General features: G+C 68.8%; 25 protein-coding genes. 8 read left to right on the top strand and 17 right to left on the bottom strand.

What is annotated here, in order from left to right; all coding sequences use genetic code 11:
- Positions 1–108 precede the first annotated feature (108 nt).
- On the top strand, positions 109–1,803 hold the full coding sequence (gene hutU, locus CAURIS_RS10715) for a urocanate hydratase (protein ID WP_290342053.1): 1,695 nt from the start codon (positions 109–111) through the stop codon (positions 1,801–1,803).
- A 43-nt stretch (positions 1,804–1,846) separates the two neighbouring features.
- Positions 1,847–3,031 (top strand): imidazolonepropionase, encoded by a 1,185-nt coding sequence (gene hutI / locus CAURIS_RS10720; RefSeq protein ID WP_290342054.1) that lies wholly within the window; start codon positions 1,847–1,849, stop codon positions 3,029–3,031.
- Here the strand turns inward: hutI and CAURIS_RS10725 are convergent.
- The 4 genes from CAURIS_RS10725 to CAURIS_RS10740 form a co-directional block, all read right to left on the bottom strand.
- A complete protein-coding gene (locus CAURIS_RS10725; RefSeq protein WP_290342055.1) occupies positions 3,028–3,297 on the bottom strand; it encodes a hypothetical protein in 270 nt (89 codons plus the stop codon). The genes hutI and CAURIS_RS10725 overlap by 4 nt on opposite strands.
- A gap of 9 nt (positions 3,298–3,306) precedes the next feature.
- Complete coding sequence (locus tag CAURIS_RS10730; protein ID WP_155860874.1) at positions 3,307–3,819, bottom strand: hypothetical protein; 513 nt, start codon at positions 3,817–3,819, stop codon at positions 3,307–3,309.
- Between the two features lie 667 nt (positions 3,820–4,486).
- Complete coding sequence (locus tag CAURIS_RS10735) at positions 4,487–5,401, bottom strand: DUF5926 family protein (protein WP_290342056.1); 915 nt, start codon at positions 5,399–5,401, stop codon at positions 4,487–4,489.
- Between the two features lie 11 nt (positions 5,402–5,412).
- The gene (locus tag CAURIS_RS10740) at positions 5,413–6,225 is read right to left on the bottom strand and encodes a glycerophosphodiester phosphodiesterase family protein (RefSeq protein WP_435384009.1); all 813 of its coding nucleotides are present in this window, start codon (positions 6,223–6,225) and stop codon (positions 5,413–5,415) included.
- Positions 6,226–6,311: 86 nt separating this feature from the next.
- Here CAURIS_RS10740 and CAURIS_RS10745 point away from each other — a divergent pair, with 86 nt between their 5' ends.
- Positions 6,312–8,258 (top strand): alpha/beta-hydrolase family protein, encoded by a 1,947-nt coding sequence (locus CAURIS_RS10745; RefSeq protein WP_290342057.1) that lies wholly within the window; start codon positions 6,312–6,314, stop codon positions 8,256–8,258.
- 254 nt (positions 8,259–8,512) lie between these two features.
- On the opposite strand, the gene CAURIS_RS10750 is transcribed toward CAURIS_RS10745, so the two are convergent.
- The 8 genes from CAURIS_RS10750 to msrA form a co-directional block, all read right to left on the bottom strand.
- A complete protein-coding gene (locus CAURIS_RS10750) occupies positions 8,513–9,511 on the bottom strand; it encodes an alpha/beta hydrolase (protein ID WP_290342058.1) in 999 nt (332 codons plus the stop codon).
- On the bottom strand, positions 9,511–11,001 hold the full coding sequence (locus tag CAURIS_RS10755; protein WP_290342059.1) for a flavin-containing monooxygenase: 1,491 nt from the start codon (positions 10,999–11,001) through the stop codon (positions 9,511–9,513). The genes CAURIS_RS10750 and CAURIS_RS10755 overlap by 1 nt, the downstream gene beginning before the upstream one ends.
- Positions 11,002–11,006: 5 nt before the next feature.
- Positions 11,007–12,164 carry an alcohol dehydrogenase catalytic domain-containing protein gene (locus tag CAURIS_RS10760; RefSeq protein ID WP_290342060.1) on the bottom strand — a complete coding sequence of 386 codons (1,158 nt, stop codon included), beginning with the start codon at positions 12,162–12,164 and terminating at the stop codon, positions 11,007–11,009.
- Positions 12,164–13,570, bottom strand: coding sequence for an MFS transporter (locus CAURIS_RS10765; RefSeq protein ID WP_290342061.1), 1,407 nt, complete (start codon positions 13,568–13,570; stop codon positions 12,164–12,166). Before CAURIS_RS10765 ends, CAURIS_RS10760 begins: the two co-directional genes overlap by 1 nt.
- Positions 13,571–13,696: 126 nt before the next feature.
- Positions 13,697–15,514, bottom strand: coding sequence for a helix-turn-helix domain-containing protein (locus tag CAURIS_RS10770; RefSeq protein ID WP_290342062.1), 1,818 nt, complete (start codon positions 15,512–15,514; stop codon positions 13,697–13,699).
- 7 nt (positions 15,515–15,521) lie between these two features.
- Positions 15,522–16,250 carry an SDR family NAD(P)-dependent oxidoreductase gene (locus tag CAURIS_RS10775; protein ID WP_290342063.1) on the bottom strand — a complete coding sequence of 243 codons (729 nt, stop codon included), beginning with the start codon at positions 16,248–16,250 and terminating at the stop codon, positions 15,522–15,524.
- A 1-nt stretch (position 16,251) separates the two neighbouring features.
- On the bottom strand, positions 16,252–17,013 hold the full coding sequence (locus tag CAURIS_RS10780) for an SDR family NAD(P)-dependent oxidoreductase (RefSeq protein WP_290342064.1): 762 nt from the start codon (positions 17,011–17,013) through the stop codon (positions 16,252–16,254).
- Positions 17,014–17,088: 75 nt separating this feature from the next.
- The gene (msrA, locus tag CAURIS_RS10785; RefSeq protein WP_290342065.1) at positions 17,089–17,730 is read right to left on the bottom strand and encodes a peptide-methionine (S)-S-oxide reductase MsrA; all 642 of its coding nucleotides are present in this window, start codon (positions 17,728–17,730) and stop codon (positions 17,089–17,091) included.
- Between the two features lie 121 nt (positions 17,731–17,851).
- On the opposite strand from msrA, the gene CAURIS_RS10790 reads away from it, so the two are divergent.
- Positions 17,852–18,454, top strand: a complete 603-nt coding sequence (locus CAURIS_RS10790; protein WP_290342067.1) for a superoxide dismutase — start codon at positions 17,852–17,854, stop codon at positions 18,452–18,454.
- A 68-nt stretch (positions 18,455–18,522) separates the two neighbouring features.
- Positions 18,523–19,746: an MFS transporter gene (locus CAURIS_RS10795; protein ID WP_290342068.1), complete on the top strand. Its 1,224-nt coding sequence runs from the start codon at positions 18,523–18,525 to the stop codon at positions 19,744–19,746.
- On the opposite strand, the gene CAURIS_RS10800 is transcribed toward CAURIS_RS10795, so the two are convergent.
- Entirely contained in the window at positions 19,743–21,239 is a 1,497-nt protein-coding gene (locus tag CAURIS_RS10800; protein ID WP_290342070.1) for a TM0106 family RecB-like putative nuclease, read from the bottom strand. The genes CAURIS_RS10795 and CAURIS_RS10800 overlap by 4 nt on opposite strands.
- Positions 21,240–21,330: 91 nt before the next feature.
- Between CAURIS_RS10800 and CAURIS_RS10805 the strand changes: the two genes are divergently transcribed.
- Entirely contained in the window at positions 21,331–21,966 is a 636-nt protein-coding gene (locus CAURIS_RS10805; RefSeq protein WP_290342071.1) for a DUF6474 family protein, read from the top strand.
- Between the two features lie 6 nt (positions 21,967–21,972).
- Here CAURIS_RS10805 and CAURIS_RS10810 read toward each other — a convergent pair whose 3' ends face one another.
- Complete coding sequence (locus tag CAURIS_RS10810) at positions 21,973–22,611, bottom strand: response regulator (RefSeq protein WP_290342072.1); 639 nt, start codon at positions 22,609–22,611, stop codon at positions 21,973–21,975.
- The gene (locus tag CAURIS_RS10815; RefSeq protein ID WP_290342073.1) at positions 22,608–23,846 is read right to left on the bottom strand and encodes a sensor histidine kinase; all 1,239 of its coding nucleotides are present in this window, start codon (positions 23,844–23,846) and stop codon (positions 22,608–22,610) included. Before CAURIS_RS10815 ends, CAURIS_RS10810 begins: the two co-directional genes overlap by 4 nt.
- Here CAURIS_RS10815 and CAURIS_RS10820 point away from each other — a divergent pair.
- Both CAURIS_RS10820 and CAURIS_RS10825 read left to right on the top strand, forming a co-directional pair.
- Positions 23,845–24,435: a DUF2020 domain-containing protein gene (locus CAURIS_RS10820; RefSeq protein ID WP_290342074.1), complete on the top strand. Its 591-nt coding sequence runs from the start codon at positions 23,845–23,847 to the stop codon at positions 24,433–24,435. The two genes, CAURIS_RS10815 and CAURIS_RS10820, sit on opposite strands and share 2 nt — an antisense overlap.
- Positions 24,435–25,397, top strand: coding sequence for a TIGR00730 family Rossman fold protein (locus tag CAURIS_RS10825; protein WP_290342076.1), 963 nt, complete (start codon positions 24,435–24,437; stop codon positions 25,395–25,397). Before CAURIS_RS10820 ends, CAURIS_RS10825 begins: the two co-directional genes overlap by 1 nt.
- Here CAURIS_RS10825 and CAURIS_RS10830 read toward each other — a convergent pair.
- Both CAURIS_RS10830 and CAURIS_RS10835 read right to left on the bottom strand, forming a co-directional pair.
- Positions 25,394–25,546 carry a hypothetical protein gene (locus tag CAURIS_RS10830; RefSeq protein ID WP_290342077.1) on the bottom strand — a complete coding sequence of 51 codons (153 nt, stop codon included), beginning with the start codon at positions 25,544–25,546 and terminating at the stop codon, positions 25,394–25,396. The two genes, CAURIS_RS10825 and CAURIS_RS10830, sit on opposite strands and share 4 nt — an antisense overlap.
- The gene (locus tag CAURIS_RS10835) at positions 25,547–26,335 is read right to left on the bottom strand and encodes a class E sortase (protein WP_290342079.1); all 789 of its coding nucleotides are present in this window, start codon (positions 26,333–26,335) and stop codon (positions 25,547–25,549) included.
- Between the last annotated feature and the right edge of the window lie 13 nt (positions 26,336–26,348).

The following is a 26,348-nucleotide window of genomic DNA, read 5'->3' on the forward strand; positions in this document are numbered from 1 at the left end:
TGGCGCGCGTTACCATCGGCGCTGAACGAAACGCAGCCCACCGTTGGCGGGGACAGCCCCGGGACACCGGCCCGCAGCGCGTGACGCCCTACCTGTAAGGAGGAACTCATGACCGAGAAGAACTGGGCCGACGGCGCCCGCGAGGTGCGCGCGCCCCGCGGCACCGAGCTGACCGCCAAGTCCTGGCAGACCGAAGCGCCGCTGCGCATGCTGCAGAACAACCTCGACCCCGAGGTCGCCGAGCACCCCGACACCCTCGTCGTCTACGGCGGTACCGGCCGCGCCGCCCGCAGCTGGGAGGCCTTTGACGCGATCATCGACACGCTGACAGACCTCGAGTCCGACGAGACCTTGCTGGTCCAGTCCGGCAAGCCCGTCGGCGTGTTCCGCACCAACGAGTGGGCGCCGCGCGTGCTCATCGCCAACTCGAACCTCGTCGGCGACTGGGCCAACTGGGAGCACTTCCGCTCCCTCGAGGACGAGGGCCTCATGATGTACGGCCAGATGACGGCCGGCTCGTGGATCTACATCGCCACCCAGGGCATCCTGCAGGGCACGTTTGAGACCTTCTACGCGGTGGCGAAGAAGCGCTTCGGCGACACCCTCGCCGGCACGCTGACCCTCACCGGCGGCTGCGGCGGCATGGGCGGCGCCCAGCCGCTGGCCGTCACCCTCAACGGCGGCGCCTGCCTCATCGTCGATGTGGACGAGACGCGCCTGAGGCGTCGTCAAGCAAAGCGCTACCTCGACGAGGTCACCACCGACATCGACGAGGCGATCCGCCTGGTCACCGAGGCGAAGGAGCAGAAGAAGGCCCTGTCCGTCGGCCTGGTGGGCAACGCCGCCGAGGTCTTCCCGGAAATGCTGCGCCGCCACCGCGCCGGCGAGGTCACCGTGGACATCGTGACCGACCAGACCTCCGCGCACGACCCGCTGTCCTACCTCCCCACCGAGATCACCGTCGACGAGTGGCGCACCGAGGCGGCCGCCGACCCGGTGACCTTTACCAAGAAGGCGCGCGAGTCGATGGCCGCGCAGGTCCAGGCGATGGTCGAGTTCCAGGACTCCGGCGCCGAGGTCTTCGACTACGGCAACTCCATCCGCGACGAGGCCCGCAAGGCCGGCTACACCCGCGCCTTCGAGTTCCCCGGCTTCGTGCCCGCCTACATCCGCCCGCTGTTCTGCGAGGGTCTCGGCCCGTTCCGCTGGGTGGCTCTCTCCGGCGACCCGGAGGACATCAAGGTCACCGACCAGGCCATCAAGGAGGCCTTCCCGGACAACGAGCACCTGCACCACTGGCTCGACTCGGCCGAGGAGTACGTCGAGTTCGAGGGCCTGCCCGCCCGCATCTGCTGGCTCGGCTACGGCGAGCGCGCTAAGGCCGGCGTGATCTTCAACAACCTGGTCAAGGAGGGCAAGGTCAAGGCGCCGATCGTCATCGGCCGCGACCACCTCGACTCCGGCTCCGTCGCCTCGCCCTACCGCGAGACCGAGTCCATGCTCGACGGCACCGACGCGGTCGCGGACTGGCCGCTGCTCAACGCCATGACCGCCGTTTCCGGCGGCGCCACCTGGGTGTCCATCCACCACGGCGGCGGCGTGGGCATGGGCCGCTCCATCCACACCGGCCAGGTCACCGTCGCCGACGGCACCGAGCTCGCCGAGGCCAAGCTGAAGGCGGTGCTCACCAACGACCCGGGCATGGGCGTCATCCGCCACGTCGACGCCGGTTACACCCGCGCCCACGAGGTCGCCGAGGAGCGCGGCGTGCGCATCCCGATGCCGTTTAAGGCGCGCGACTAGCCGCTTATCGACGCCCCGCATCCCCCCAGGTAGAAAGGCACCCATGAGCACTCTTCTCACCGGAATCTCCGAACTGCGCACCGTCTCCGAGCTCGGCACCATCACCGACGCCGCCCTGCTCATTGACGACGGCGTCATCGAGTGGGTGGGCGCCGCCGCCGACGCCCCTGCCGGCACCAGCACAGTGGACCTCGGCGGGCGCGCCGTGCTGCCCGGCTGGGTCGACTCCCACACCCACATGGTCTTCGACGGCGACCGCGCCGCGGAGTTCGAGGCCCGCATGGCCGGGGAGTCCTACGCCGCCGGCGGCATCGCCGTGACGATGGAGGCCACCCGCTCGGCGTCGACCGAGCGCCTGCACCAGCTCGTGGCCGAGCGCGTCGCCGCCGGCCGCGCAGGCGGCACCACCACCTTTGAAACGAAGACGGGTTACGGCCTCAACGTCGCCTCCGAGGCGGAGGCCGCCCGCGTCGCCGCCTTCCACGTCGACGACGTCACCTTCCTCGGCGCCCATCTCGTCCCGCCGGGCGCCGACGCCGAGGAGTACGTCACCGAGGTCGTCGGCCCGATGCTCGACGCGGTGAAGGGCCACGTGCAGTGGATCGACGTGTTCTGCGAGCGCGGCGCCTTCACCGAGGAGCAGTCGCGCCGCGTCCTCGAGGCCGGAAAGAACGCCGGCTTGGGCGTGCGCGTGCACGGCAACCAGCTCGGCGAGGGCCCAGGCGTGCGCCTCGCCGTGGAGATGGGCGCCGCGAGCGTCGACCACGTCAACTACCTCTCGGAGGCCGACATCGAGCTCCTCGCCGGCTCGGACACGGTGGCCACGCTCCTGCCGGCCTGCGACCTGTCCACCCGCGAGCAGCTCGCGCCCGCACGCGCGCTTCTCGACGCCGGGGCAACCGTCGCCATCGCCTCCAACCTCAACCCAGGCACCTCGTTCACCAGCTCGATGAACTTCTGCGTCACCACCGCGGTGCTGCAGCAGTACCTCACCCTGGACGAGGCCATCGCCGCAGCCACCAGCGGCGGCGCGAAGGCTTTGCGACGCCACAACGTCGGCGCCGGAAAAGACCCGCAGGGCCGGCCCGCCAAGGGCACCCTCGTTCCCGGCGCGGCCGCCGACCTACACGTCCTCGACGCAGCCAGCGCCATCAACCTCGCCTACCGCCCCGGCATGCCGATCACGTGGCAGACCTGGGTGGGCGGGGAAAAGGTGTACTCGGCCTAAGCGAGTGCGAAGGCGACGACGAGTAGGAGGATGAAGACCGCCGAGACCAGCGCAAAGGTGATCATCCGTTTCTTGTCATCGGGATTTTGCGCAAGCTGACTGATCGCGCGCACCGCAAAAAGGATCGCGAGGAACTTGGCCCCGTACGCCCAGTAGGGAACGTGATCGTCGCTCAACAGCGCGGGGTCAACTGTCATAATTGCCGCGAGAATCGCGGACAGCGCCCAGCTAAACCCTTCTTTTGAGTTAGTTGACGTAGAAGCCACTACTTCCTCCTAACAACTTGCGGCGGTGGTCAGTGCGCCTCCCGCTGCGTGACAACCAGCCGCGGTTAGAGCACCCGTAACAACGCCGGGAGCGGTAGCGATCGTGGCTGGTACGCACACCAGGCCGTCCCAGGCTGTTTGAATTCCCCACTTCACCCACTTGTTGTCGGTACAGCCTCGAAAAGAAGGACCCTCCTGCACGGCGAAGACTTCATTTTTCTCTTCATCCATCCAAAGTGTCATCCCTTCCGGGAGGTCTGGATCCAGCTCCACAAGCGCTTTGCCCTCCCCATCGGCAACAACGACTCTTTCATCCACGACTTTGAGCTGGTCGTCTTTATGGAGTTCGAACCTTAGCCCGTGGGCATTCGGAATGACCTCAACTTTTCGTTCCATCTCCCCGAATTCTCCGAACAGGAACGCTTCAGGAGTGGATTTATCAGAAGCTGCTGCCTGATCACTTCCGAAGTTGACGGAATCAGCTGCCTGTGCAGTAGGGATTGCTGAGCTGAATCCCATCATAAAAGCTAGCAATGCCCCCCCAAGGAACGCATGTTCTCCATGTTGGTACCCCTTCTTCAGATCGATTGAGCGAGGTTTCGCTCGTCAACGACATTACGTGCCGTGCATTACCGCTTTCTGCCTGCAGGAATACTGTGTACTTTCGTGCACACCCTTTTGGGGCAAGAATGACCAGCCCCACTTCTTCAGCTATCTGGCGCAGCCGCCGACCTGCACGTGCTCGGCGCCGCCAACGCCATCAACCTTGCCTACCGCCCTGGCATGCCGATTACGTGGCGGACCTGGGTGGCCGGGGAAAAGGGATTCTCAGCGGAGACCTCAACGGAAAAGACACCACCATGGAGCGAAAGATCATCGCCGCTCTGTTCGTCCTGCTCCTACTCACCGCGGGGTTGCACGACTGGCCCTACTGGGCGCAGCTCGCGTTCGGGCTGGCCGCCTTCGGCGCGGTGTTCCTCCCCCACCACGCCCCGAGAGGGTGGCGCAGTTTAGAAGTAGGCGTAGTTGATCGCCCAGTCCTCGGCCTCGTTGGTGGGTAGCGCCACCTCGACCGGGCCGAGGGTGGCGGTGCCGGAGCGGGCGGGGCGGGGCGTTGTCGCGGCAGACACGGACGAGACCTCATGCCCATCCGGCGAACATCCCGCGAACCACTTTCGCCCGCACACACCTAGATCGTCACCTGGCGCGACTTGATGTTATCCAGCTGCTTGCGCTCCTCGGCGCTGAGTTGGGCGTCGTTGGCGTACTCGGCCTCGATCTCCTTGTTCAGGGCCACGAGCGCATCGTCGTAGGACTCCGCCGCGACGGCCGGGTCGAGGTCCCACACCGGCACGACGGCGCCGTGGGTGCGGAACACCCCGGCGAACTTGCTGCCCTCGCCGAGGTTGAGCTCGCCTCGCGCCGCGACGCGGGCCAAGGCCGCGAGGATCTTGTTCTCGTTGTCCTCGGGGCGCACCCAGCGGATGTGGGCCTTGCCGCCGCCGGGGTTGACCCACCACACGGAGCCGGGGACGTCGGCGTGAACCCGCGTCGAGGGGATCACCGCGTCATTGGCGCGGGCGAGCGCCTGCTGCACGTCGGCCGGGACCTGGGCGCCCGACGGGAACCACCACGCGAAGTCCTGGTGCTCGGTGATGGTGGGGGTTGCGGAGGCGTCGATAAGCGAAGAAAGCTCGGGCTGGTTGCCGTCGGCCACCGTGGACTGGAGCGTCTGCCCCGGCTCGGCGGAGAGCACCCAGTTCAGCGCGTAGGCGAGGTCCCGGCCCGGGTTGGCGGAGTGGGAGGCGACCTGCAGCGCGACGAAGCGCTCGCCGCCCTGCTCCTCGCCGCGGACGAGGGCGGCCCCGGCGCCCGGCAGAACCGTGACCACGTTGACCTTCTCGCCGCGGACCTCGAACTCGGCGACAGCGGAGGGGACGAACTCCTGCAGCGCGATGAGGTCGGTCTCGGCGGCGAGCCCGCCGTAGGGGCGCGGGTCCTTCTTCAGAGCCTCCCGCTCGGCGGCGCGGGCGGCGAGCTTCGCCTGGCGGCGGCTCATGCCCTCGGGAAGGTCGTCCTTCTTCTTACGGTTCTTCTTGGCCATGGGGCCACATGTTACCCGACGGTGGAGCCCCCGACCGCGGCGCGCGCGAAGGTCTCCACAGCGATGTGGGGCAGGTCCGTGGCAAAGACGTCGACCCCGTTGTCGCGGCACCACAGCATGTCCCGCGGCGTGTTCACGGTCCAGGTGTACGTCTTCAGCCCCTTGTAGCCGAGCAGCTTCGGCCGCGCCTTCAGGTGGCTCAGCGCCGGTCCGACGCCGTAGGGGCGCGAGAGCATGCAATTGTTCTTGTTCCACTTCTTTTCGCGCAGGCGGAACAGGTAGAACGTCTCCAGCTCGGGCGCGAAGTGGGTGAAGTACCGCATCGCGCGGTGCGAAAACGAGATGAGGTGCACGCGCTCCGAGGTGCGCATTCGGGCGTAGGCGAGCATGCGCAGGGTCTGCTCGTCCACCTCGGGCCCGTAGCGGGTGGGGTGCTTGGTCTCGATGTAGATGTGCTTATCCGGGTAATCCTGCATGAGCTCGAGGAGCTCCTCGAGCAGCATAATGCGCTGCGGGTTGTCCTCTGTGCCCACGTTAAGCTCGCGCAGGTCCGCGTAGTCGGTGGCGGAAACCCGGCCCCGCCCGTCGGAGGTGCGCTCCAAAACCGCGTCGTGGAAGACGACGACTCGGCCGTCGCGGGTCAGCCGCACGTCGCACTCGATGCCGTGGATGTCCATCTTCAGTGCTGCGTCGAAGGCGGCGAAGGTGAGCTCGGGGTAGAGGCCCGAGGCGCCGCGGTGGGCGACGATCTTCGGCAGATCCGCCCCGGCGCGCGTAGCTGACGTATTGCCTTTACTTTCGGTGCTGCCCAGCAGTGTCGTCACGTGTCCCAAACCTACAACGACCCGCGCGATTGCGCGACCGGAGAAGCCCCCTGCACGCCCGGGCGGGGTTTGCAAGAATGGTCGGCATGTCCTTTCTCGGGTCCGCCTCGCGCCCACGCCTCCGGGAGATCGTCGCCCACCTCAGCCGCCCCGCGCGCACATCCGCCACGCACCTGCAGGTGGGCCGGGCCGTGGAGAAAGCGCGGGGGCGCTACGCCCTCAGCCGGCACGGCATCTTCGCCATCCCCCTGTTCGCGGTGGAGGTGTGGGCGGACCTCACGCCAGTGATCCGCATGGGCGGGTTGCGGCGCCTGCCCGAGAACTTCGGCGCCGGCGTCATGGGCGCCGAGGCCGCGACCTGGGGCGCGATCTCCCCGTCACTTCTGCCCCACACCTGGCCGGTCGTCGCGGCCAACGTGGCCATCTGCCAGGGCGTCGGCCACCTCGCGGGCACCGCTCTCAGCGAGCTGGGCCGCGGGCTGCGCCGAGTGATACCCCTTCCCGCCCAACCCCGCGCCGCCAGCGCCGCGCTGCACCTCGGAATGAGCGCGGTTACGGTGATCACCTTCGTCCAGTCGCGGCGCCGCCACAACGCACAGGTCGAGCTCGTCGAGGGCCAGGAGCAGCTCGAGTTCGCCAAATCACTCGCCGGCATCACCGTGGGCACGCTCGGCTACGGCGCCCTTCTCGCCGTCGGGGAGGCAGTGCAGGTGCTTATCGACGTCTTCAATATCGTCCTGGGCAAACGCCTGCCGCCGCCGGCTTCGTGGCCGCTCGCCATCGCCGGCGGCGTCTCGGTATCGCTGCTGTTCACAGACCGCTTCGTCGTGCGCAACTTCCTCTCGCGCGTCTACAGCAAAGCCGAAAAGCTCGACCGCGAGTTCCTCCTCGGCGCCCCGCGCCCGCTCGAGCGCGAGCGCTCCGGCTCCCCCTCCTCGCTCGAACCGTGGGCCACGATGGGTCGCCAGGGCCGCGCCGTTGTCTCCGGCGGCCCGCGCAAGCGCGACATCGAGCTTTTGCTTGACGACGCCACCCCCGCCCACGAACCCATCCGCATCTTCATCGGCTTGGATGAGGGCCGCACCACCGAGGACATGGTGGAACTCGCCCTCGCCGAGCTCGACCGCACCCGCGCATGGGAGCGCTCGCACCTGGCCATCATGTCCGCCGCCGGCACCGGCTGGATCAACGACTTCCACACCTCCGGCTTCGAGTTCGTCGGCCGCGGAGACACCGCCATCGTGGCCATGCAGTACTCCTACCTGCCCTCCGTCTACTCCTACCTCGCCGACCGCGAGTCCCCCACCCGCTCCGCCCGCCTGCTTATCGACGCCATCCGAGCGCGCCTTTCCACCATCCCGAAAAACAAACGCCCGGCGCTCTACCTCGGCGGTGAATCCCTCGGCGCCTACGGCGTCTGCGACGCCTCCGACAACGTCGACGACTTCCTCTCCGGCATTACCGGCGCCGTGTTCACCGGTGTCCCAGGCTTCACCCGCATCCACGGCGAGCTCACCCGCGGCCGCGACTACGGCAGCCCGGAACGCCTCCCCGTCGTCGGCGGCGGCCGCCACGTCCGCTTCTGCGCGCACCCCGACCACCTCACCACCGACTTCTCCGGCGACAGCTACGCCAACGAGTGGGAAACCCCACGCGCCGTCTTCGCCCAGCACGCCTCCGACCCCGTCGTCTGGTGGGACTGGTCCCTCGCCTGGCACGCCCCCGACTGGCTCAAAGAGCCCGGCTCCCGCAGCGTGCCCGCCCCGGCAGCACAGCACCTCGACGTCCCCGACACCATGCGCTGGGCCCCCTTCATCACCTTCTGGCAGGTGGGCATCGACCAACTCACTTCCCAAAACTGCCCCTCGCCCCACGGGCACAACTACCACGACGAGACCGTCGCCTACTGGGCCGCGGTGATGAACGCGGACTTCTCCCCCGCCACCCTGCACCGCATCAGCCTCTGGATCCACCGCGACGCCACCAAGCTGCGCCACCCAGCCGGCGGCCGACGCAGGAAGTTCAGCTACTAGCGGCTCGTTCTGCGGGGCCTTCGCGGGGGGATGATTTCGAGTCCGCAATGCGGACTCGCCCGACACAATCAACCACGCCGCAAAAAATGGGGTAACTCAACTAATGCTTGGAGTCCGCAATGCGGACTCGCCCAGACGAACACGGGTGCGCTGGGTCGGTGCTCTCACTGTCGCCGCTAACGCCGTTATGGCGGTGCGCCCGCGGGGAGATCTATCAATGCACTGCAGATCCTTCCCTCGGGCGCTGGGGCCCGCTAACCCCGCGTACGCGACCCGGCTTCGACGCTGGCGGTGATGAAGTCCGCCGCCTTGTTCAGGTAGAGCTCACCGGTCGGGATTTTCGCCGCGGACGTGAACAGGCCGTGGGCGTAGCCGGACAAGTGCTCGTAGTGGACAGGTGCGCCCGCCGCCGCGAGTTTGGCGGCGTAGCGCGCGCCCTCCTCGGCGAGGGGATCGTTGTCCACGGTGATCACGAAGGAGGCGGGCAGGTTCTCGGGCAGCCGCGCGCGCAGCGGGCTGATGTCAGCCGCGGTGCGGTCGACGCCTTCCTCGATGTAGGTGTCCACGAACCACCGCATGGTGTCGGCGACGAGCGGGAACCCCTCGTTCAACCGCCGGTAGGAGGTGGAGGTGGCCATGTTGTCCTCGGTGAGGTCCACGGCCGGGTAGAGCAGGACCTGGCAGTCGACGGGAATGCGGGCGGCGCCCGCCACGGCTTCGTTGGTGAGGATCGCCGAGAGCTGGCCCCCGGCGCTGTCGCCGGCGAAGCTGATGGAGGTGAGCGTGACCCCGTGGACGTCGTCACGCTCGATAAACCACCTCATGGCTTCGCGGCAGTCGTCGACGGCGGCCGGGTAGCGGTGCTCGGGCGCCAAGCGGTAGTCCACCGCGAGGACGGGCAGGCCGGTGCGGGCGGCCAGGCGGCGCGCGACGGAGTGGTGGGTACGCAGGTCGCCCATCACCCAGCCGCCGCCGTGCATGAACAAGATGCCCGCGGTGGGCTCGGCGAGAGCGGACTCTTCGCGCGGCTCGTAGAGGCGCACGCGGAACTGCCCCACCTCAAAGTCCTGGTGCTCCGGGGGGCGGTCCTCGCTTAAGGGCGCCGCCTCGGTGTTTTCCACGTAGGTGCGGCGCACGTCCTCGACCGCGTGCTCGTGGAAAGGCTTCGCCCCGGCCTCGCGGAAGGCCTGCAGGGGGGCGAGGGCGTCCTCGGCAACCGGGCGGTTGGTGAACTCGTCGATAGTCTGCGCCATTACTTCGCCCCCTGCCCTGCCAGCTCGGACTCGCCGCTGAGGAAGTCCTCCGGGTTAAACTCGGCGGTCAGCGCGTGGTACTCCGCGACGGTGCCGGACCAGTTGTTGATCACCTTGCCGTCCTCGTTCTTGTACCAGGAGGAGCAGTCCGAGGAGTAGGCGGACTTGCTGAGGTCGTCCTGCACGTGCTCGTTGAAGCTGCGCAGGGTGTCAGGCCGGACCTCGAAGACGTCGTCGTGGCCGTCGAGAAGCAAGCTCAGGGCCTGGCGCACGTAGCGGTTCTGCGCCTCGAGCATGGTCACGATCGAGTGGTGGTTGAGGTTGGTGTTCGGCCCGTACAGGATGAACAGGTTGGGGAAGCCGTCGACGGTCATGCCGAGGTAGGCCTCCGGGGAGTTGCCCCAGCGGTCGTCGAGGCTCAGCCCGTCGCGCCCGATGATCTCGGTCCCGGCCTGGAAGGCCTGGCTGTGGAAGCCGGTGCCGAAGATGAGGACGTCGAACTCGTGCTCCACGCCGTCGCTGGTGACGATGCCCTTCGGCGTGATGCGCTCGATGCCCTCGGTGATCAGCGTGACGTTGTCGCGGTTGAACACGGGGTAGAAGTCGTCGGTGCGCAGGATCCTCTTGCAGCCGAAGTCGAAGTCCGGGGTGAACTTCTCCCGCAGCTCGGGGTCCTGAATCTGGCTTTCCAGGTGCTCCTTGGCCAGGCGCATGCCCTCGGCGGCGGCGTCCGTCTGGCGGCGGGTGCGCTCGAAGCCAGCCTCGCGCTCGTCGTGGATGGAGTGGCGCAGCTCGCGGTAGACGTCCGGGTCGCGCTGGAAGGCGGCCAGCTCCTCGTCGGTGAACACCCTCTGGTTACGGGGCAGGATGTAGTTTGCGGAACGCTGGAACACCGTCAGCTGCGCGACCTCCGGTGCGATCTCCGGGATGTACTGCACGGCGGAGGCTGCGGCGCCGACGGATGCGACGCGCTTGCCCTTCAGGTCGATGTCGTGGTTCCAGCGGGCCGAGTGGAAGTAGTCGCCCTCGAAGGTGTCCAGGCCCTCGAAGTTGGGGATGCTCGGGGTGCCGAGCTGGCCCCACGCGGGGATCAGCATACGCGTCAGGTACTCGGTGCCGTCGGCGATGAACACCCGCCACACCTTGTTGTCTTCGTCCCACTCCGCGCGCGTGACGAGCTGGCTCGTGCGCAGGTACTGCTCGAGGCCGAACTCCGCGGCCAGATTGTCCAGGTAGCGCAGGAGCTCGTCGTGGCTGCAGAACATGCGGGAGGCGCCGAGGTGGAGGAAGTAGCTGAAGCAGTAGATGACGGACTGGGTATCGCAGGCCGCCCCGGGGTACGTGTTGTCGCGCCACACGCCGCCGAGGCGCTCCTCCTTCTCCAGGATGAGGAAGTTGTCCACCCCGTCCTGCACGAACTGGGCGCCCTGGCCGAGGCCGGAGAAGCCCGCACCGATGATGATTGCGTTGTAGATGTGCTCGTTGCTCATAGTGTTTACTCCTTGTCTCCCTCGTCGGAGGGGTTAGGGAAGAGGATGATCTGGCGCAGGACGCTCGCGTCCTGCAGGCGGTCCATCGCTTCGTTAATGTCGGTGAGCTCGATGCGCGAGGAAATAAGGCCTTCGGCGTTGAGCTTGCCTTCGCGCCAGAGTTTTTCGTACTTGGGAATATCCACGCTGGGCACCGCGGAGCCGAGGTAGCTGCCGACCAAGTGGCGGGCCTCCGTGGTGATCTTCAGGGGGTCCACGCTGAGTTCGCCGCCCGGCGCGGGCAGGCCCACGGTGCAGGTCACTCCGCCGGGGGCGGTGACCTCCCACGCTGTCTTCAGGGCCGCCGGGTGGCCGGCCGCTTCGACGACGGCCGCGAAGCGCCTGCCGGAGGCTTCCGCCTCCTCCGGGGACATGACCTCAGTGGCGCCCAGCTCGAGGGCCTGCTCGCGCTTGCCTTCCTGCAGGTCAATGCCGATGATCTCCTTGACCCCCACCGCGGCGGCGGTGATGATCGCGGCCATGCCCACGCCCCCCAGGCCGACGACAGCGAGCGCATCGTCGGGGCCAGGCTTAGCGACGTTCAACACGGCGCCCCCGCCCGTCAGGATCGCGCACCCGAAAATCGCGGCGATCTCCGGCGGGACGTCGCTGCCAACGGGCACGACCGAGCGGCGCGAGACGACGGCGTGGGTGGCAAAGCCGGAGACGCCGATGTGGTGCTGGACAACCTCGCCGTCCCTGCTCAGGCGCCGCCCGCCGCTGAGGAGCGTGCCCGCCTCGTTGGCCTTGGAACCGTTCTCGCAGGGGATCTTGCCCTCGGAGCGGCAGCCGGCGCAGTGCCCGCAGCGCGGGAGGAACGTCATGACAACCGTGTCACCCACGGCGAGGTCCTCGACGTCGGGGCCCACCTGCTCAATCACGCCCGTGGCCTCGTGGCCCAGGACCATCGGCACCGGACGCGGGCGGTCGTTGTTCACCACCGACAGGTCCGAGTGGCACACGCCGGCCGCGGTGATGCGCACGAGCAGCTCGTCCTCCTCGGGGGCGGCAAGCTCCAGCTCGGAGACCACGATGGGCTTCGATTCCGCATAGGGGCGCTGCGCCCCCGGGTTTTCCAGAACGGCGCCCTGGATGGTGCGGGCAGGTTTCGTCTGAACCGACATTAATGAGTCCTCACTTTCAGAGTTTCGTCAGTAGCCACTTCGGCGCTGTTGATGTGCTTGCGGTAGTCCTCGGCGTCGATCTCCTCGAGCCGCGCCCCGCGGGTCTCCCTCACCCCGACAATCAGGCTGAACACGGAGAAGATCAGGATGGCCACGAGGTAGATCGCGATGGGAACCCAGCTGTCGAAAGCACCCCACAGGTAGGTGGCGAGGATCGGCGCGAGGGAGCCGCCGAGGATGGAGCCCATCTGGTACGCGGCGGAGATGCCGGAGTAGCGGGCACGGGTGGGGAAGAGCTCGCCGAACAGCGCGCCCTCGGGGCCGTACATGAAGGACTGCGCCACGAGACCGAAGACCACAGCCAAGAGGATGATGGTGAAATCCCCGGTGTTGAGAAGGGGGAAGTAGAAGGGCGCCCAGATGAGCGAGAGGAGGCCTCCGAGGAGGTAGGTCTTGCGCCGGCCGATCCGGTCGGACAGGTAGCCGCCGTAGATCATGGCGAAGAACTGGATGATGTTGGCGATGAACATGATCAGCAGCACGTCCTGCCTGCTCATCGTGTCAAAGATGGTCAGGTACGTCAGGGTGAACGCGATGATGAGGTAGTACATCGCGTTCTCGCCGACGCGCACCGCCGTGGCCACCAAAAGCTCCTTGGGGTACTGGGTGATCACGGCGCGCAGACCGGAGGAGGCGTGGGCGTTGTCCTCCTGACGCTTCAGGGCCTCCTTGAAAATCGGGGCGTCCTCGACCTTCTTGCGGATGTAGTAGCCGATGAAGACCACGACGGCCGAGAGCCAGAAGGCGACGCGCCAGCCCCAGCTCAAGAAGTCCTCCTCCGGCAGCAGAATATTCGCGCTGAGAAGAACAATGCTGGCCAGCACGTTGCCCACACAGGCCGCGGCCTGGGGGAAGGACGCCCAGAAGCCGCGCTGCTCCGGCGGGCTGTGCTCGCCGACAAGCAGGATGGCCCCGCCCCACTCGCCGCCCACGGCAAAGCCCTGGATGAAGCGCAGGGTGGCCAGCGCGATCGGCGCCCAGTAGCCCCAGACGCTGAAGTCTGGCAGGCAGCCCATGAGGAAGGTCGCCACGCCGATCATGATGAGCGAGACCTGCAGCAGCTTCTTGCGGCCGAAACGGTCACCGAGCTGGCCAAAGACGAAGCCGCCCAGCGGTCGCGCGATGAACCCGATGGCGTAGGTCAAAAAGGCGGCGATGACCGCGTCGAGCGGGTTGTCCCCGCCGGGAAAGAACGTCACGCTGAAGACGAGGGCAGCAGCGGTGCCGTAGATGAAGAACTCGTACCACTCGATGATGGTGCCGGCCATGGAGCCGGTGACGGCGCGGCGGAGCGTCGACTTGTCTGCCTGGTCGTGGGCGCTGGGGGCCCGCAAAGCGCTAGACATCGGGATCTCACTTTCTGCCGAGGGGATGACAGCGTGAGACTTAGGTTACTTTCGCGTAATCCTATGACAAGGGTTACGCAGTGTGGATATCCCTACTATCGCCCGGCCGACATATAGTTTCCCACATCAAACATCATCGCCGCGGATGCGCCACGCCCGGAGCGCCAGGTGGATGTCGAAGGCGTGCGGCCCCGTGTTCCACCCGGCACCGAGAATGCTCGCGATCCTGTCGACCCGTTGGCGCACCGTGTTCTCGTGGATAAACAGCGCTTTCGCCGTTGCGCCGATGTTGCGCCCGTTGTCGAAGAACTGCTCCGCCGTGCGCGCCAGCTCGGTGTGGTTCTGGGCGTCGTAACGCAGAAGCGGCCCGATTGTGTCGTCGATAATCGCGTCGATGGTCGCGCCCCCCGCATTGAGCAGCAGACCCAGCGCGCCGAACGTGGTGAGGGTGGCCACCCGGTTCGCCAGGTCGAGGCTGCGCATCCCCGCCGCCAGAGACTCCGCCTGCGCGTGCGCTCCCACCAGGTCCCCCAGATCCTCCGGCAGACGAACGGCCCCGGCGAAGACCTCGCTCTTTTCCTCCTCCGCCAGCGCCAGGATCGGACCGAGGGCCTTGTCGGGCCCGGCCGGGGCGCGCAGCACCGCGCACATGTGGTCGCCGTGCTCGAAGATGAGGCCGCGCTCCGCCAGCAGGCGGTCGAGGGTCACCGCGCTCAGCGGCCGTTTGCCAGGCTTAACGACGACAACGTACAGGCTCTTATCCTCCCTCAGGTCCAGCCCCGTCATCCTTTTCAGGCGCGCCACGTCCTCGTCCGTGACCGTCCCGGCGAAGATCTTGCGCACGAGGTCGGTGGCCTGGCGGCTCTCCGCGGCGACCAGCGCCTCGCGGAAGAGGACGATCGCGGCAAACGTGAGCGAGGCGCGGTGCAGAATCCGCGCCTGCGAGGCGTCGACCACGCAGTCGAGGCAGATCGCCCCGAGGTAGCGCTGATTCACTGAAATGGCCAGCGCCGACATCCCTTTCCCCGTGGCAATGCCCCCTTCGGCCTCCGATACCGCGATCAGCTCGCGCATCGCGTCCTCGGCGGCGCCGGGCGCGGGCAGCACCAGCTCGCGGTCGCGCCAGAACCACGCCCGGCAGCCCAGCGCCTCGGTAATCACCTCGTGCACCCGGTGGAGCTGGGCGCCGTTGGTCAGCGCGTCCATAAGCTTGGCGTCGGCCTCCGAGAGGGCCTCAAGCTGCCTAATCTGCCTCTCGCTCTGCTCCTGCGCCTGCTGCAGGGTGGCAACCGCTTTCTCTAGGTCCTCGATCAGCTGCGAGGTTTCAAAGGCGACCGAGGCGAGCGACGCCAGCGAATCCAGCACGACGATCTCGTCGGCGGTGTAAAAGCGGGGGCGGCGGTCGCCCACCATGAGCGCGCCGACCACGGCGCCGTTATGCGTCAGCGGGGCGCCGAGGATCCCGCGGATCCCCTCCGCCCGGACCGCCTCGTCCACCTCCGGCACGTGGGTGACCTCGGGGTCCTTTCCGTGGTCGTGGGTCCACGAGGCCTTCCGCTTCGCCGCCACGTTGCCCAGGACGCCGACCCCGAAGGGGATCCGGATGTTGCGGAACTTGTCGGTGACCACCCCGGAGGTCATAAACACTGAGGTCGTGGCCGTGGCCTCGTCGTTGACGCTGATGTAGGCGACGTCCGAGTGCATGATCTGCCGACTGCTGTGCACCAGCTCCTCGAGCACCTGCATGGGGTCGCGGCCGCGGGATAGGTCCGTCGCCGTGCGCAGCAGCGACAGCGTGATGGAGCGCCACCCGAACTCGCTGCGCCGGTTGTTCTCGAAGGCCCGCACGGCCTCCTGCTCGTCCGGGGAAAGGGCCGCGAATACCTCCCGGGGCACCGTTTTTCCCCGTTGCGCGTGCTCGAGGACCTTCACCAGCATGCTCATGGGTTCATCATCCCATGTGCAAACCGCCGTTGACGTGGACCACCTCTCCAGTAATAAAGGACGCCGCGTCCGAGCAGAGGAAGGCCACGACCTCCGCGACCTCCCGCGCCGTGCCGAACCTGCCCAGCGGGGTGTTGCCGAGCAGGGCCTTTCCGCTCGCCGCAACGAGGTCCGCCGACATGGCCGTTTCGATGATCCCGGGCGCGACCGTGTTGGCGCGGATCCCACGCCCGGCGAACTCCAGCGCGATACTGCGGGTGAACGAGGTGATCGCCCCCTTCGTCGCGGCGTAGGCGCTGTGGTTGCGGCTGCCGCGCGCGCCGGCGATCGAGCCAAAGTTCACCACCGCCCCGCCGTCGCGCAGGTGCTCCGCCGCGTCGCGGGTAAGCGCGAACACGGCGCTGAGGTTCACCGCGAAGACGCGCTCCCACGCCTCGTCGGTCATCTCGGTCACGGGCGACTCGGGGTATATCCCGGCCGCAGGCACGAAAAAGTCGATGCCGCCCGCCTCCGCGACGAGGGCGACCAGGTCGGCGCGGACCCCCGGATCCGTCAGGTCCCCGCCGAAGGTACGGGCGCCGGACACCTCCGGGTCCCGCAGGTCCGCGAGAATCAGGTCGGCTCCGGCCGCGGCGAGAACCTCGGCGCAGGCCGCGCCGATCCCCCCGGCGGCGCCGGTGATCAGCGCGCGCTTGCCGGCGAAGGCACGCGGGGAAAACGTCTGCGTAGCGTTCATGTCAGCCGTACCACGATCCGTCAATGCTCAGGCCTCCGTCGATCATCAGCGTGTGGCCGGTGATGTAGCTGGCGCGCTTGCTGAGCAGGAAGATAATGCCGTCCGCGATCTCCCCGGTCTGCGCCCAGCGCTTCAGGGGTGTGCGCTCCAGCGTCGGCGCCGGGTCCAGGGAGCCCGCCTCGATAAGCCTGCGCGTCAGCTGCGTTTCCACGTACCCCGGGCCGACCGCGTTGACGCGGATCCCGTCGGCCGCCCACTCCGTGGCCAGGCTCTTCGTCAGCCCCACGATCGCGTGCTTGGCCGAGTTGTAGCTCGCTCGCTGCGGCATCCCCAGCACCGCGGCGACCGAGGAGAGGTTCACCACCGCCCCGCCCGCCTCTTTGAGCAGGGGGTGGGCGGCACGGCAGGCGCGCATGGTGCCGCTGAGGTGGATGTCGATCACCGCGCCCCAGTCCTCGTCCGACATCTCGGCCGTCGGCCGCGGGCGCGTCCCGCCCGCGGAGTTAACCAGCGCGTCGATTCCACCGTGGCGCTCGGCCACCTGCGCGAACGCCTGGTCCACCGAGGCGGCGTCGCCGACGTCGGTGCGCACGCTCCACGCGCGCTCGCCGAGCTCCGCCTGCGCCTGATCGAGCTTTTCACTATCGACGTCAAGCAGGACCGCCTGCCCGCCTTCGCGCACCCACTGCCGGGCGGTCTCCAAACCGATCCCGGAGGCCGCGCCCGTCACCACCAGAACCGGCGGCTGAGCTGCGTAGTTCATCTGCGTTGCCTTCCTTTCGTCCCTGCCAGGTTCCCTTCACCTTAGCGGCACGAAAGTATCTGGGGCGGGGAAACGTCAGATCCCGCAGGCGACACCCGTCGAGTGGTGCGGGCAGTAGCCGTTCGGCACCTTGTGGAGGTACTGCTGGTGCTCGTCCTCGGCCAGGTAGTAGTCCACCCCGGAGCGGACCTCGGTGGTGATGGCGCCGAACCCGGCCTCGGAAAGCTGGCGGCCGTACTCCGCGACCCACTCGCGGATCTGTTCGGCCTCCGCTTCGGTGTCGGTGTAGAACGCCGAGCGGTACTGGGTGCCCACGTCGTTGCCCTGCCGGAAGCCCTGGGTCGGGTCGTGGGCCTCGAGGGCGGCGCGGACCAGGTCCTTCAGGCTGATCCGCTCCGGGTCGTAAACCACCTCGACCAGCTCGACGTGGTTGGTGGAGCCGGAGCAGACCTCACGGTACGTCGGGTTCGGCGTCACCCCACCGCCGTAGCCCACAGACGTCGACTCCACGCCGTCCATCTGCCAGAAGAGCTTTTCCGCCCCCCAGAAGCAGCCCAGCCCCACGAGCAGGCGCTTCTGCCCCTCGCGCCAGGGGCCCGTGAGCGGGGTCCCCAGCACGGCGTGGGGGCGCGGGTTGGCCAGGACCGGCTGGCTGCGGCCGGGCAGGGCGCGGTCGTCGTCGATAAGTTCCGGCGTGCGTCCGAAAAGAAATCCCATGCGTTTTCCAACGCCAGGCCGGCGCTGTTTGTTCCCTCCCGAGGGTCATTGCAGGCGCGGCAAAACTGTCTATCATGGGGCCCACGTCACAACATCTTCATGAAAGGACGGTAGAAAAAACATGGCTGTGTACACTCTTCCCGATCTCCCCTACGCTTACGACGCTCTTGAGCCCCACATCTCGGCCGAGATCATGGAGCTCCACCACGACAAGCACCACGCAACGTACGTGAAGGGCGCCAACGCCGCCCTCGAGGCCCTCGAGGCCGAGCGCAACGGCGAGGCCAACCCGGACAAGCTGCGCGCTTTGACCAAGAACCTGGCCTTCAACCTGGGTGGCCACACCAACCACTCCATCTTCTGGAAGAACATGGCACCGAACGCCGGCGGCGCCCCGACCGGCGAGATCGCCACCGCCATCGACCGCGACTTCGGCTCCTTCGAGAAGTTCCAGGCGCAGTTCGAGGGCGTGGCCACCTCGCTGCAGGGCTCCGGCTGGGCCGTGCTCGGCTACGACCACGTCGCCGACCGCCTCATCATCCAGCAGCTGACGGACCAGCAGGGCAACATCTCCGTCGACTTCACCCCGCTGCTCATGCTCGACATGTGGGAGCACGCGTACTACCTGCAGTACAAGAACGTGAAGGCGGACTACGCCAAGGCCTTCTGGAACGTCGTCAACTGGGATGACGTCAACGAGCGCCTCGCCGCCGCCTCCAAGTAAGCACCACGACGGGCGGGGCCCCTCCCGAAAGAGGGGCCCCGCTTTTCGCGTTTCCCGGGGAGCCGACGATGCCGACGACCGATCCCGCAGCCGAGCCCGCAGCAGGCTTACGCAAACACACCGCGCCGTTTCGCCGCGCCCAGCTGGCGATGCTCGCCGTCGGGCTTGCCGTTTTCAACTCCATGTACGCCACTCAGGCGCTGCTGCCCGTGCTCTCCGCGGAGCTCGACGTGCCCCCGTCCACCGCGGCGCTGACGGTTTCCGCCACGACGGGGGCCCTCGCCGTGTTCGTGGTGCCGTTTTCCATCCTTTCGGAAAAGTGCGGGCGCGGGCGGATCATCATCCTTTCCTCCCTGAGCGCCACCGGCCTCGGCCTCGCCCTGCCGCTGGCCCAGAGCGCGGAGCAGCTCATCGCGCTGCGCGCCCTGCAGGGCGCGCTCATCGCCGGCACCCCCGCCACCGTCATGGCGTGGCTGTCCGAGGAACTCGACGAGCGCGACCTCGCCGGTGCAATGGGCCTCTACGTCTCCGGTTCGACGCTCGGTGGGCTGAGCGGGCGCCTCATCCCGGCCGCCGCTTTGGAGTTCGCCTCCTGGCGCTGGGCGCTTGCAGCCAACGCCGTCTTCGCCTTCGGGCTTGCGATCGCAGCCTGCGCGCTTTTGCCCCGGCAGCGCCGCTTCGTGCCCAAAACGAGCCTCCGGCCCGGCGCGGAGCTGCGCGCCATCGCCCGCCACGCGGCCAACCCGCGCCTGCTCGCGCTCTACGCCACCGCCTTCGTGGGCATGGGCGTGTTCGTCTCCCTGTACAACTATTTCGGCTACCGGGCCATCGACCACTTCGGGCTGCCGCCCGCCCTCGCCGGCCTGGTGTTCCTCATGTACCTCTCCGGCACCTGGTCCTCCGCCCGCGCCGGCGCCTACGTGGGGCGCTTCGGACGCGGTCGCGTGGTGCTTGTTTCCGCCGCGCTCATGCTCGCGGGCGTGCTCGTTGCGGCCAGCGGCAACCTGGGGGTCGCCCTCGCCGGGATGCTGGTATTCACCGCGAGCTTCTTCGCCATGCACTCCACCGCCTCCGGGTGGGTTGGCCGCATCCCCGACAAGGATCGCGCGGAGGCTTCTTCGCTCTACGTCTTCTGCTACTACATGGGCTCCTCCATCGTGGGCGCCGCCACCGGGGCGGCGTTCGAGGCCCTGCCCTGGGCCGGGTTCACCGCCCTGCTGGGCGGCCTGCTCGCCCTCCTCGTCGCCGTTGCCGCGGCCCTGGCCGCCGCCTCCAGGCGCCGGACCGGCTAGAGCTCCGGCACGCCCGGCGCGCCCGCGGTCAGGAAATCGCGCACGGCGCGCGTACCGCGGCAGTCGTCCTCGTTGTAGCGCAGGAGCATCGCCCGCGCCTGCGTATCACCGCGTCGTGCCGCGAGCCGCAGCGCGACGGAACGCTCACCGTCGACGTCGTCGTCCTCCCACTCGAACCCCGCGACGGGGCCGAGCACCTTCAGCCCCAGCCCCTCCGTGCCCACCAGGTGGCGCTTGGCGTAGGCGAAGACGTCCACCCACTCCTCCGAGGCGATGAAGTCATGCACCTGGCTGCGCGGCACCGAGGCGAAGCGCCGGGCGGACAGGCGCAGCCAGTGGTTCTCCCCGCCGGCGGCGTAGCAGTAGGCGCGAAAACTCTTGCCCGCGGCGTGGGCGGCGGCGCGCACCCCCATCAGCCAGGACCAAAACTCCGCGAAGTTCGCCTCCTCGGCGGCCCCGCCGACGTCCTCCCACACGGCGAAGGGGCGGTAGGTCTCGCCGTCGAAGGCACCCCACAGATACGCGCCCTGGTCCAGGTAGGCCTCCATGTCCACGTCCACCTCGACATCGGCGCGCGGCACCGGCGGGGCGCCGCCCCGCTTGAGCACGGGGATCCCCTCGCGCCAGGCCCGCGCGAGGCGGGAGGCCTCGCCCAGGTCGGCGTCGATGAGCGCCTGCACCGTGTCAATGCCCCGCGCCCGGTAGGTGTCGGCGCGCCCGCCGGGCAAGAGCAGCGAGATGTCGTCGAGCTCGCGCAGCCGCGGCTCGCACAGCGGCCAGAAGCGGCAGGAGGCGCACTGCTTCAGGCGGCGGGGTTCGGTGGGGATGGGCGCCGCGAGGGCGTCGAGAAGCGGTGCGACGTAGCGGCCTGGATCGGCGAGGTAGGCGCGCGCGCGGTCCTGGCCGATCACCGCGGCGGTACCTGCGGACCGCTGGCCCAACAGCAGGTGGGCGAGCGCCAACCGGTAGCCATCGACGGTGTGGTGGCGCGGGCGCGCGGCCGCCTCCACCGGGCGGCCGAGGCTGAGGCGGCCCGTCGGGATAAACGGCATGCCCTGGCCGGGCGGCACGTCCGCTGCGCGGGCGACCCTGTGGTTGGAAATGATCACCGGCATGTACCCGCCCGGGGTGCGGGCCAGGACGTCGACCTCCGCGACGAGCCCTACGCCCGCGACTTCCCCGGTGAGAACGGCGTTGGTGATGACGTCGGCGCCCGCCGCGAGCGCCTCGGCCGTCTCCCCCTCGGAGGCGGCGGGGAAGGCCGGGTCCATGTCCACGCGCAGAAAACGCCGCGCGCTGCCATCGCCGAGCGCGCGCTTGACCGGCAACGCGGCGAATACGGCCGCGCGCGCGGCGTCGACCTGGGGCTGGCGCGCGAGCGCCTCGGGCGGCTGGGGCACGTCCGGGTGGGCCAGGCGCTGGCCAAGCCGGTAGCGGCAGCCGACGAGGTCGGAGGCGCGTACCAGATGGGGAAAATCAGCAGGGGTGCTCACAACTCTGCCAAGCCTATCGCCTCGGCACAGGTAAGGTGGTGCTGCAAAAGCTGTAGACAAATAGCACCACACTCGAGTTAGAGGAGTAGCCATGGGAGTCATCGAGACGATCCGCAAGTCCCGCGCCAAGACGAAGGCCGAGATCAAAGCCGCGCAGGCGCGCGCCCGCCAGGCCGCAAAGGAGGAGGCGAAGAACGACCGCCGCACGGCCGAGCTGCTGGACAAGGCGGAAAAGCGCCTGCTGAAGGAGGAGAAGAAAGGCCTCAAGCGCAAGCGTAAGCACGAAAAGCAGCTTGCGGAGGCCCACCTGAAGCGCATTGAGCAGTCCGGCATCACCAAGAAGAAGGCCCAGAACTGGGTCGGCGCGGCGCGCGTGCTCATTCCGGTGCTTATCCCGCTGGCCTACCGCGCGATTACCGCGGCGCAGCAGCGGCGCATCCACAACCGCGCGAGCTCGCTGGGCCTGAGCACGCAGGACCTGGCCCGTTACTCGGGCCGCGGCGCGGAGCTGAAGGCGCGCGTGGAGGCGATCCGCGACGAGGCCTCCGCGAGCGACGAGCTGAGCTCCAGCTACCGCAAGGACCTCGAGGTGCGCCTCGACGAGCTCGCCCTCGCCGTGCGCAACGCCGAGCACCTCAACGCGGAGCAGCAGCGCCTTGCCCACAACTCCATCGGCGCGGAGATCGACACCGTCGCCACCGAGGTTCAGGAGAAGATCCGCGGCTAGCGCGACTTAGAGCACGCCCTGCTCCCGCGCCGAGGCCACGGCGGAGGTGCGGGAGCGCACCCCCAGCTTGTCGTAGATGTGGACGAGGTGTGATTTCACCGTCGCCTCGGAAAGCATGAGCTCCCGGCCGATCTCGCGGTTCGATGCCCCACCCGCCACGAGCTGGAGCACTTCGAGCTCGCGCGGGGTCAGGGAGGTGCGCGGGGTGCGGTCGCGCGTTTCCAGGCGGTTTTTCACCCCGGGGCTCATCGCGGTGTCGCCCTTCGCGCTGGAACGCACGGCAGCGAGGAGCTCCTCGGGCGGGGCGTCCTTGAGCAGGTAGCCCACGGCCCCGGCCTCGATGGCCCCGAGGATGTCGGCGTCGGTGTCGTAATTGGTCACCACCAGCACCTTCGGCGGGTGTGCCATGGAGCGGCGGATCTCGGCGGTCGCTTCGGCGCCCGTGGTCACGCGGTTTCCCTCCGGCCCGGCGCCGAAGCGCAGGTCCATGAGGATCACGTCGATTCCCCCTGCCTGCGCCGTGGAAATCGCCCCCTCCGCGGTGGCCACCTCACCGACGACCATGATGTCCTCGGCCTCCTCCAGCACGGCGCGCAGCCCAAGCCGGACAATCTCGTGGTCGTCAGCGAGCAGAACACGAATCATGTTTCATCCTCCTTTTGGATGATGGTACCCGGAAGCGCGACGGAAACGGCCGTCGGCCCGCCGGGGGCGGATTCGACCTCCAGGTGCCCGCCCAGCTCCTCGGCCCGGGTGCGCATAGCGTCCAGCCCGAGGTGCCCCATTCCGGTCGGCGTCTGCCCCTGCGCCGCGACGTCAAAGCCACGCCCGTTGTCAACCACGTCCAGGCGCACCTCGCCCGGGTTGTACGTCAGGGTCACCCGGACGCGGCTCGCCCCCGAGTGCTGCACCGCGTTCGACACGGCTCCCTGGGCGATGCGCAGCAGCCCGGCCTCGGTGCGCATCGGCAGCTGCGCGACTTCGCCGTCCGTCGCCACCTCGATGCGCATGCCGCCGGCCTGCGAGAAGTCCGCCGCGATGCGGTTGAGTGCCTCCCCGAGCGAGGTCTCCTTCAGCGGCGCGGGCGCGAGCGCGGCGATCATCGCCCTCGTCTCCGCGAGGCTATTCGACGCCGCCCTGCGCGCCGTCTCCATCCGTCGCTGCGGGGACTCACGCTCCTGTGCCGTCAGCCCCGTCGCCTCCAGGTCGCGCTCGGCGGCGTGCAGCAGCATTTGGATGCTGGACAGCCCCTGCGCCACCGTGTCGTGGATCTCGTGGGCGAGGCGCTCGCGCTCCTGGGAGATCCCGGCCGCGCGCTCCGTGTCCGCGAGCTGCCTCCGGGTGGCCAGGAGCTCGTCGATAAGCTGCTCGCGCTCCTTGCTCACACGGGCGATGGTGGTGAAGGCGTAGTTGGAGGCCACCACCACAAGGGCGGAGAGCACCGGGCCGATGATCCCGCCGAGCGTCACCCCGTCCGGCAGCTGGATACCGATGGAGATGCCCAGGCCCAAGGCGACCCACACCAATCCCACCCAGTTGTTGAAGGCGCGCAGGTAGACGAAGAAGAGGATGAACACCCAGTAGACGGCCACGGGCGTGAAAAGCGAGTCGGCGACCCACAGCACGGTCAGAGACGTCAGCCACAGGGAGCGGCCGAGGTGGCCCCAGCGGTGCATCTCCACCATCCCGTAGAACAGGAGGAAGGAGAACACCGAGACGAGCACGATGTGCAGCAGCGCGAGGTCCAGCGGCATGTTGATCAGCGCGCCGAGCGAAATCAGCAGCAGCGTCAGGCTCAGCACCGTAATGCCGATGTCGAGGGCCTTGTTGTCGGGCACCTCCGGGGAGGGCTCGCCCGGCGGCGCTAGTCTGGGATTCATGCGCATTACCCTACCCACCGTGTTCGCGGCGTCCCTGCTGCTGGCCGGGTGCGCCGGGGAGCCGGCGCAGGACGAGCCGGCGCCAAACGAGCCGGCGCCAAACGAGCCGGCGCCCAGCGACGCACCGGCCGCGCAGGACGAGCAAACGGGGCCGCCGCCAAACGCCGCACCCGTCGCCGAGCGCGGCTCCGCCGCCGAGTGCCCCTACCTGGACACGGCCTGGGTGGAGGAGGCCAACGGGCAGCGGGTCACCGACATTGGCACGGACCCGCGCTTCGACCCCCCGGCCTGCGTGTTCTGGTCCTACCCGGACGAGCCTCAGCTGACAGTCCTGGTGCGCCACATGCCCAGCCCGGAGGAGGCGATGGCGGTGGTCGACTGGGCCGCCCCGATCGAGGTCACCGACCCGGCCGACCAGCCCCCCGGCTGGAACGGCGGCCGCGCCGGCGGCGGGGTCCTGCCGGGCGCCGTCGGGGCGCTCTACGCCGTGGCGAAGGGCCCGGTGGCGGTGAGCGTGTGGACCAACCAGAACGAGTCCGTCAAGGCACAGACGGTGGCCGAGCAGGTCATCGCCACCCTGGGGCTGTAATGGGCGAGCGCAACGTCGCCGCCGCCGTGCTGCGAGATCCCGCCGGGGCGGTGCTGTGCGTGCGCCGCGCCCCGAGCCCCCTGTTCGAGCTGCCCGCGGAGGCAATCGAGCCGGGCGAAACCCCGCTGCGCGCCGCCCTGCGCGCCGCCAAGCGCGGCACCGGGCTGCGGCTTGACCCCCGCGAGCTCACCCCGCTGGGCGCCTTCACCGCCCGCGCTCCCGGGCACCCCGGCCACGCGGTGCGCGCCAGCGTCTACGAGCACACCGGCCCCGCTGCGGACCCCGCCGCGCCGAGCTCAACCTGTGGCGCCGAGTTGGCGTGGATCCACCCGGCCCGCCCCGGGGCGCACGAACTCGCGCCGCTCGCGCGGGCGGTTTTCCCGGCGCTTGTGCCGCGCCGGCTCCGGGCGGTGGCCGTTTACGCCGGCGCGAACCCGGGGACCAACCCCGAAAACCTCGAACTGGCCAGCCGCTTCGGGGCTGCGCTCGCCCGGCGCGGCGTCACCCTCGTCTACGGCGGCAGCCGCCTGGGCGTGATGGGGCGCGTCGCCCTGTCGGCGATGGAGGCCGGCGGGGAGTCGATAGGCGTGCTCACCCGGCACCTGGCCAGCTACGAGCTGCGGTTCGAGGGACTGACCCGCCTCGAGCTCGTGGACACGATGGCGCGGCGCAAGGAGCGGATGAGCGAGCTGAGCGACGCCGTGGTTGCCCTGCCGGGCGGCACCGGCACCCTCGACGAGCTCTTCGCCGAGTGGGCCGGGCAGCAGCTCGGCCTGCACCGCACCCCGATCGGCCTGCTCGGGGCGCGTTTCTGGGCCCCCTTCGTGGCCCTGGTCGACCACATGGTCGCCGAGGGCTTCATCCGCCGCGAGGACCGGGAGTCCCTCGTGCTCGCCGACGACCCCGACGAGCTTCTCGACGCCCTCTGCGCCTGGGTCGCCCCGCCGCCGCGCTGGGGCTAGACCACCACGTCGTTATAGGGCATCTGCGAGGAGACCCAGGGGAAGATGACCTCCATGAGCAGGAAGAACACCGCCACCAGGAGGAGGGCAACCAGCAGCCCCTTCAGCCAGGGCCGACCGGGCAGCGCGTGCCAGAACCACGTGTACATCTAGGACACCTCCGTCATCGCGTCGGGCATGCCCGCCGACTTGTCCGCCACGTCCGTCTGCACGGCGTGGATGATCATGCGCTCCGCGTTGGAGAACTGGGGGTGGCACGTCGTCAGCGTCATCACCGCCTCGAGCCCCGGGACGAGCTCGTTGCTGCCCGAGCCCGGCAGCGGGTTGAGCACGCCCACGTCCGCCGGCAGGGTGATGTGGCGCCCGGCCACGTGCCCGTAGTCCCCCGCGGCGACGCGCTGGGCCGTCTCGGTGGGCATGCAGGGCGCCGCCTCCGCCGCCCGCTCGAGGGGGTCGGCGGAGAGCGGCATGACGCGGTAGGTGACCCACTGCGTCTGGGTTTCCACCACGATGGCGTCGCAGGCGCGCAGGCGGCCGAGGTCGTTGAAGGGGGCGCCCTTGCCCACCCGGTGGCCCGCCACCGCGAAGTTTCCCGGCTGCCCCGGCATCTGCGTGTCCGGGTAGCGGCCCGGCCCGGCGAGGAGCTCCTCCTCGTCGACGCCCTCGATGATGGCGAAGCGGTAGTCAGTGCCGAAGGCCGGGATGTACATGCGGGCGAACGCGTCGCCAAGCTGGGGCGACGAGGTGGTGCGCGGGTTGACCCACTGCTGATCGAGGGCCTCTTGGGCGTCGTTTTGCAGGCCCCGCGAGTGCAGGTTGGTCCAGAACGCTTCGTAGAACGCGAAAAGAAGCAGCAGCACGCCCAGCGTCAGCAAAATCTCACCGACGACCTGGCTCGGTGCCGGGCGCGGGTGTGGTCTGGGCCGGGCAGTACTCATGGCCTAACATTAA

This window comes from Corynebacterium auris (assembly GCF_030408575.1).
In the GTDB taxonomy this organism is placed as follows: Bacteria; Actinomycetota; Actinomycetes; order Mycobacteriales; family Mycobacteriaceae; genus Corynebacterium; species Corynebacterium auris.

Excerpts from the sequence above, each read along its gene's own strand:
- msrA (WP_290342065.1), bottom strand. The coding sequence starts at position 17,730 with ATGGGATTTCTTTTCGGACGCACGCCGGAACTTATCGACGACGACCGC.
- CAURIS_RS10730 (WP_155860874.1), bottom strand. The coding sequence starts at position 3,819 with ATGATGGGATTCAGCTCAGCAATCCCTACTGCACAGGCAGCTGATTCC.
- CAURIS_RS10765 (WP_290342061.1), bottom strand. The coding sequence starts at position 13,570 with ATGTCTAGCGCTTTGCGGGCCCCCAGCGCCCACGACCAGGCAGACAAG.
- hutU (WP_290342053.1), top strand. The coding sequence starts at position 109 with ATGACCGAGAAGAACTGGGCCGACGGCGCCCGCGAGGTGCGCGCGCCC.
- CAURIS_RS10775 (WP_290342063.1), bottom strand. The coding sequence starts at position 16,250 with ATGAACGCTACGCAGACGTTTTCCCCGCGTGCCTTCGCCGGCAAGCGC.
- CAURIS_RS10835 (WP_290342079.1), bottom strand. The coding sequence starts at position 26,335 with ATGAGTACTGCCCGGCCCAGACCACACCCGCGCCCGGCACCGAGCCAG.
- CAURIS_RS10795 (WP_290342068.1), top strand. The coding sequence starts at position 18,523 with ATGCCGACGACCGATCCCGCAGCCGAGCCCGCAGCAGGCTTACGCAAA.
- CAURIS_RS10770 (WP_290342062.1), bottom strand. The coding sequence starts at position 15,514 with ATGAGCATGCTGGTGAAGGTCCTCGAGCACGCGCAACGGGGAAAAACG.
- CAURIS_RS10830 (WP_290342077.1), bottom strand. The coding sequence starts at position 25,546 with ATGTACACGTGGTTCTGGCACGCGCTGCCCGGTCGGCCCTGGCTGAAG.
- CAURIS_RS10750 (WP_290342058.1), bottom strand. The coding sequence starts at position 9,511 with ATGGCGCAGACTATCGACGAGTTCACCAACCGCCCGGTTGCCGAGGAC.
- hutI (WP_290342054.1), top strand. The coding sequence starts at position 1,847 with ATGAGCACTCTTCTCACCGGAATCTCCGAACTGCGCACCGTCTCCGAG.
- CAURIS_RS10805 (WP_290342071.1), top strand. The coding sequence starts at position 21,331 with ATGGGAGTCATCGAGACGATCCGCAAGTCCCGCGCCAAGACGAAGGCC.
- CAURIS_RS10790 (WP_290342067.1), top strand. The coding sequence starts at position 17,852 with ATGGCTGTGTACACTCTTCCCGATCTCCCCTACGCTTACGACGCTCTT.
- CAURIS_RS10760 (WP_290342060.1), bottom strand. The coding sequence starts at position 12,164 with ATGTCGGTTCAGACGAAACCTGCCCGCACCATCCAGGGCGCCGTTCTG.
- CAURIS_RS10745 (WP_290342057.1), top strand. The coding sequence starts at position 6,312 with ATGTCCTTTCTCGGGTCCGCCTCGCGCCCACGCCTCCGGGAGATCGTC.
- CAURIS_RS10810 (WP_290342072.1), bottom strand. The coding sequence starts at position 22,611 with ATGATTCGTGTTCTGCTCGCTGACGACCACGAGATTGTCCGGCTTGGG.
- CAURIS_RS10780 (WP_290342064.1), bottom strand. The coding sequence starts at position 17,013 with ATGAACTACGCAGCTCAGCCGCCGGTTCTGGTGGTGACGGGCGCGGCC.
- CAURIS_RS10755 (WP_290342059.1), bottom strand. The coding sequence starts at position 11,001 with ATGAGCAACGAGCACATCTACAACGCAATCATCATCGGTGCGGGCTTC.
- CAURIS_RS10815 (WP_290342073.1), bottom strand. The coding sequence starts at position 23,846 with ATGAATCCCAGACTAGCGCCGCCGGGCGAGCCCTCCCCGGAGGTGCCC.
- CAURIS_RS10825 (WP_290342076.1), top strand. The coding sequence starts at position 24,435 with ATGGGCGAGCGCAACGTCGCCGCCGCCGTGCTGCGAGATCCCGCCGGG.
- CAURIS_RS10735 (WP_290342056.1), bottom strand. The coding sequence starts at position 5,401 with ATGGCCAAGAAGAACCGTAAGAAGAAGGACGACCTTCCCGAGGGCATG.
- CAURIS_RS10820 (WP_290342074.1), top strand. The coding sequence starts at position 23,845 with ATGCGCATTACCCTACCCACCGTGTTCGCGGCGTCCCTGCTGCTGGCC.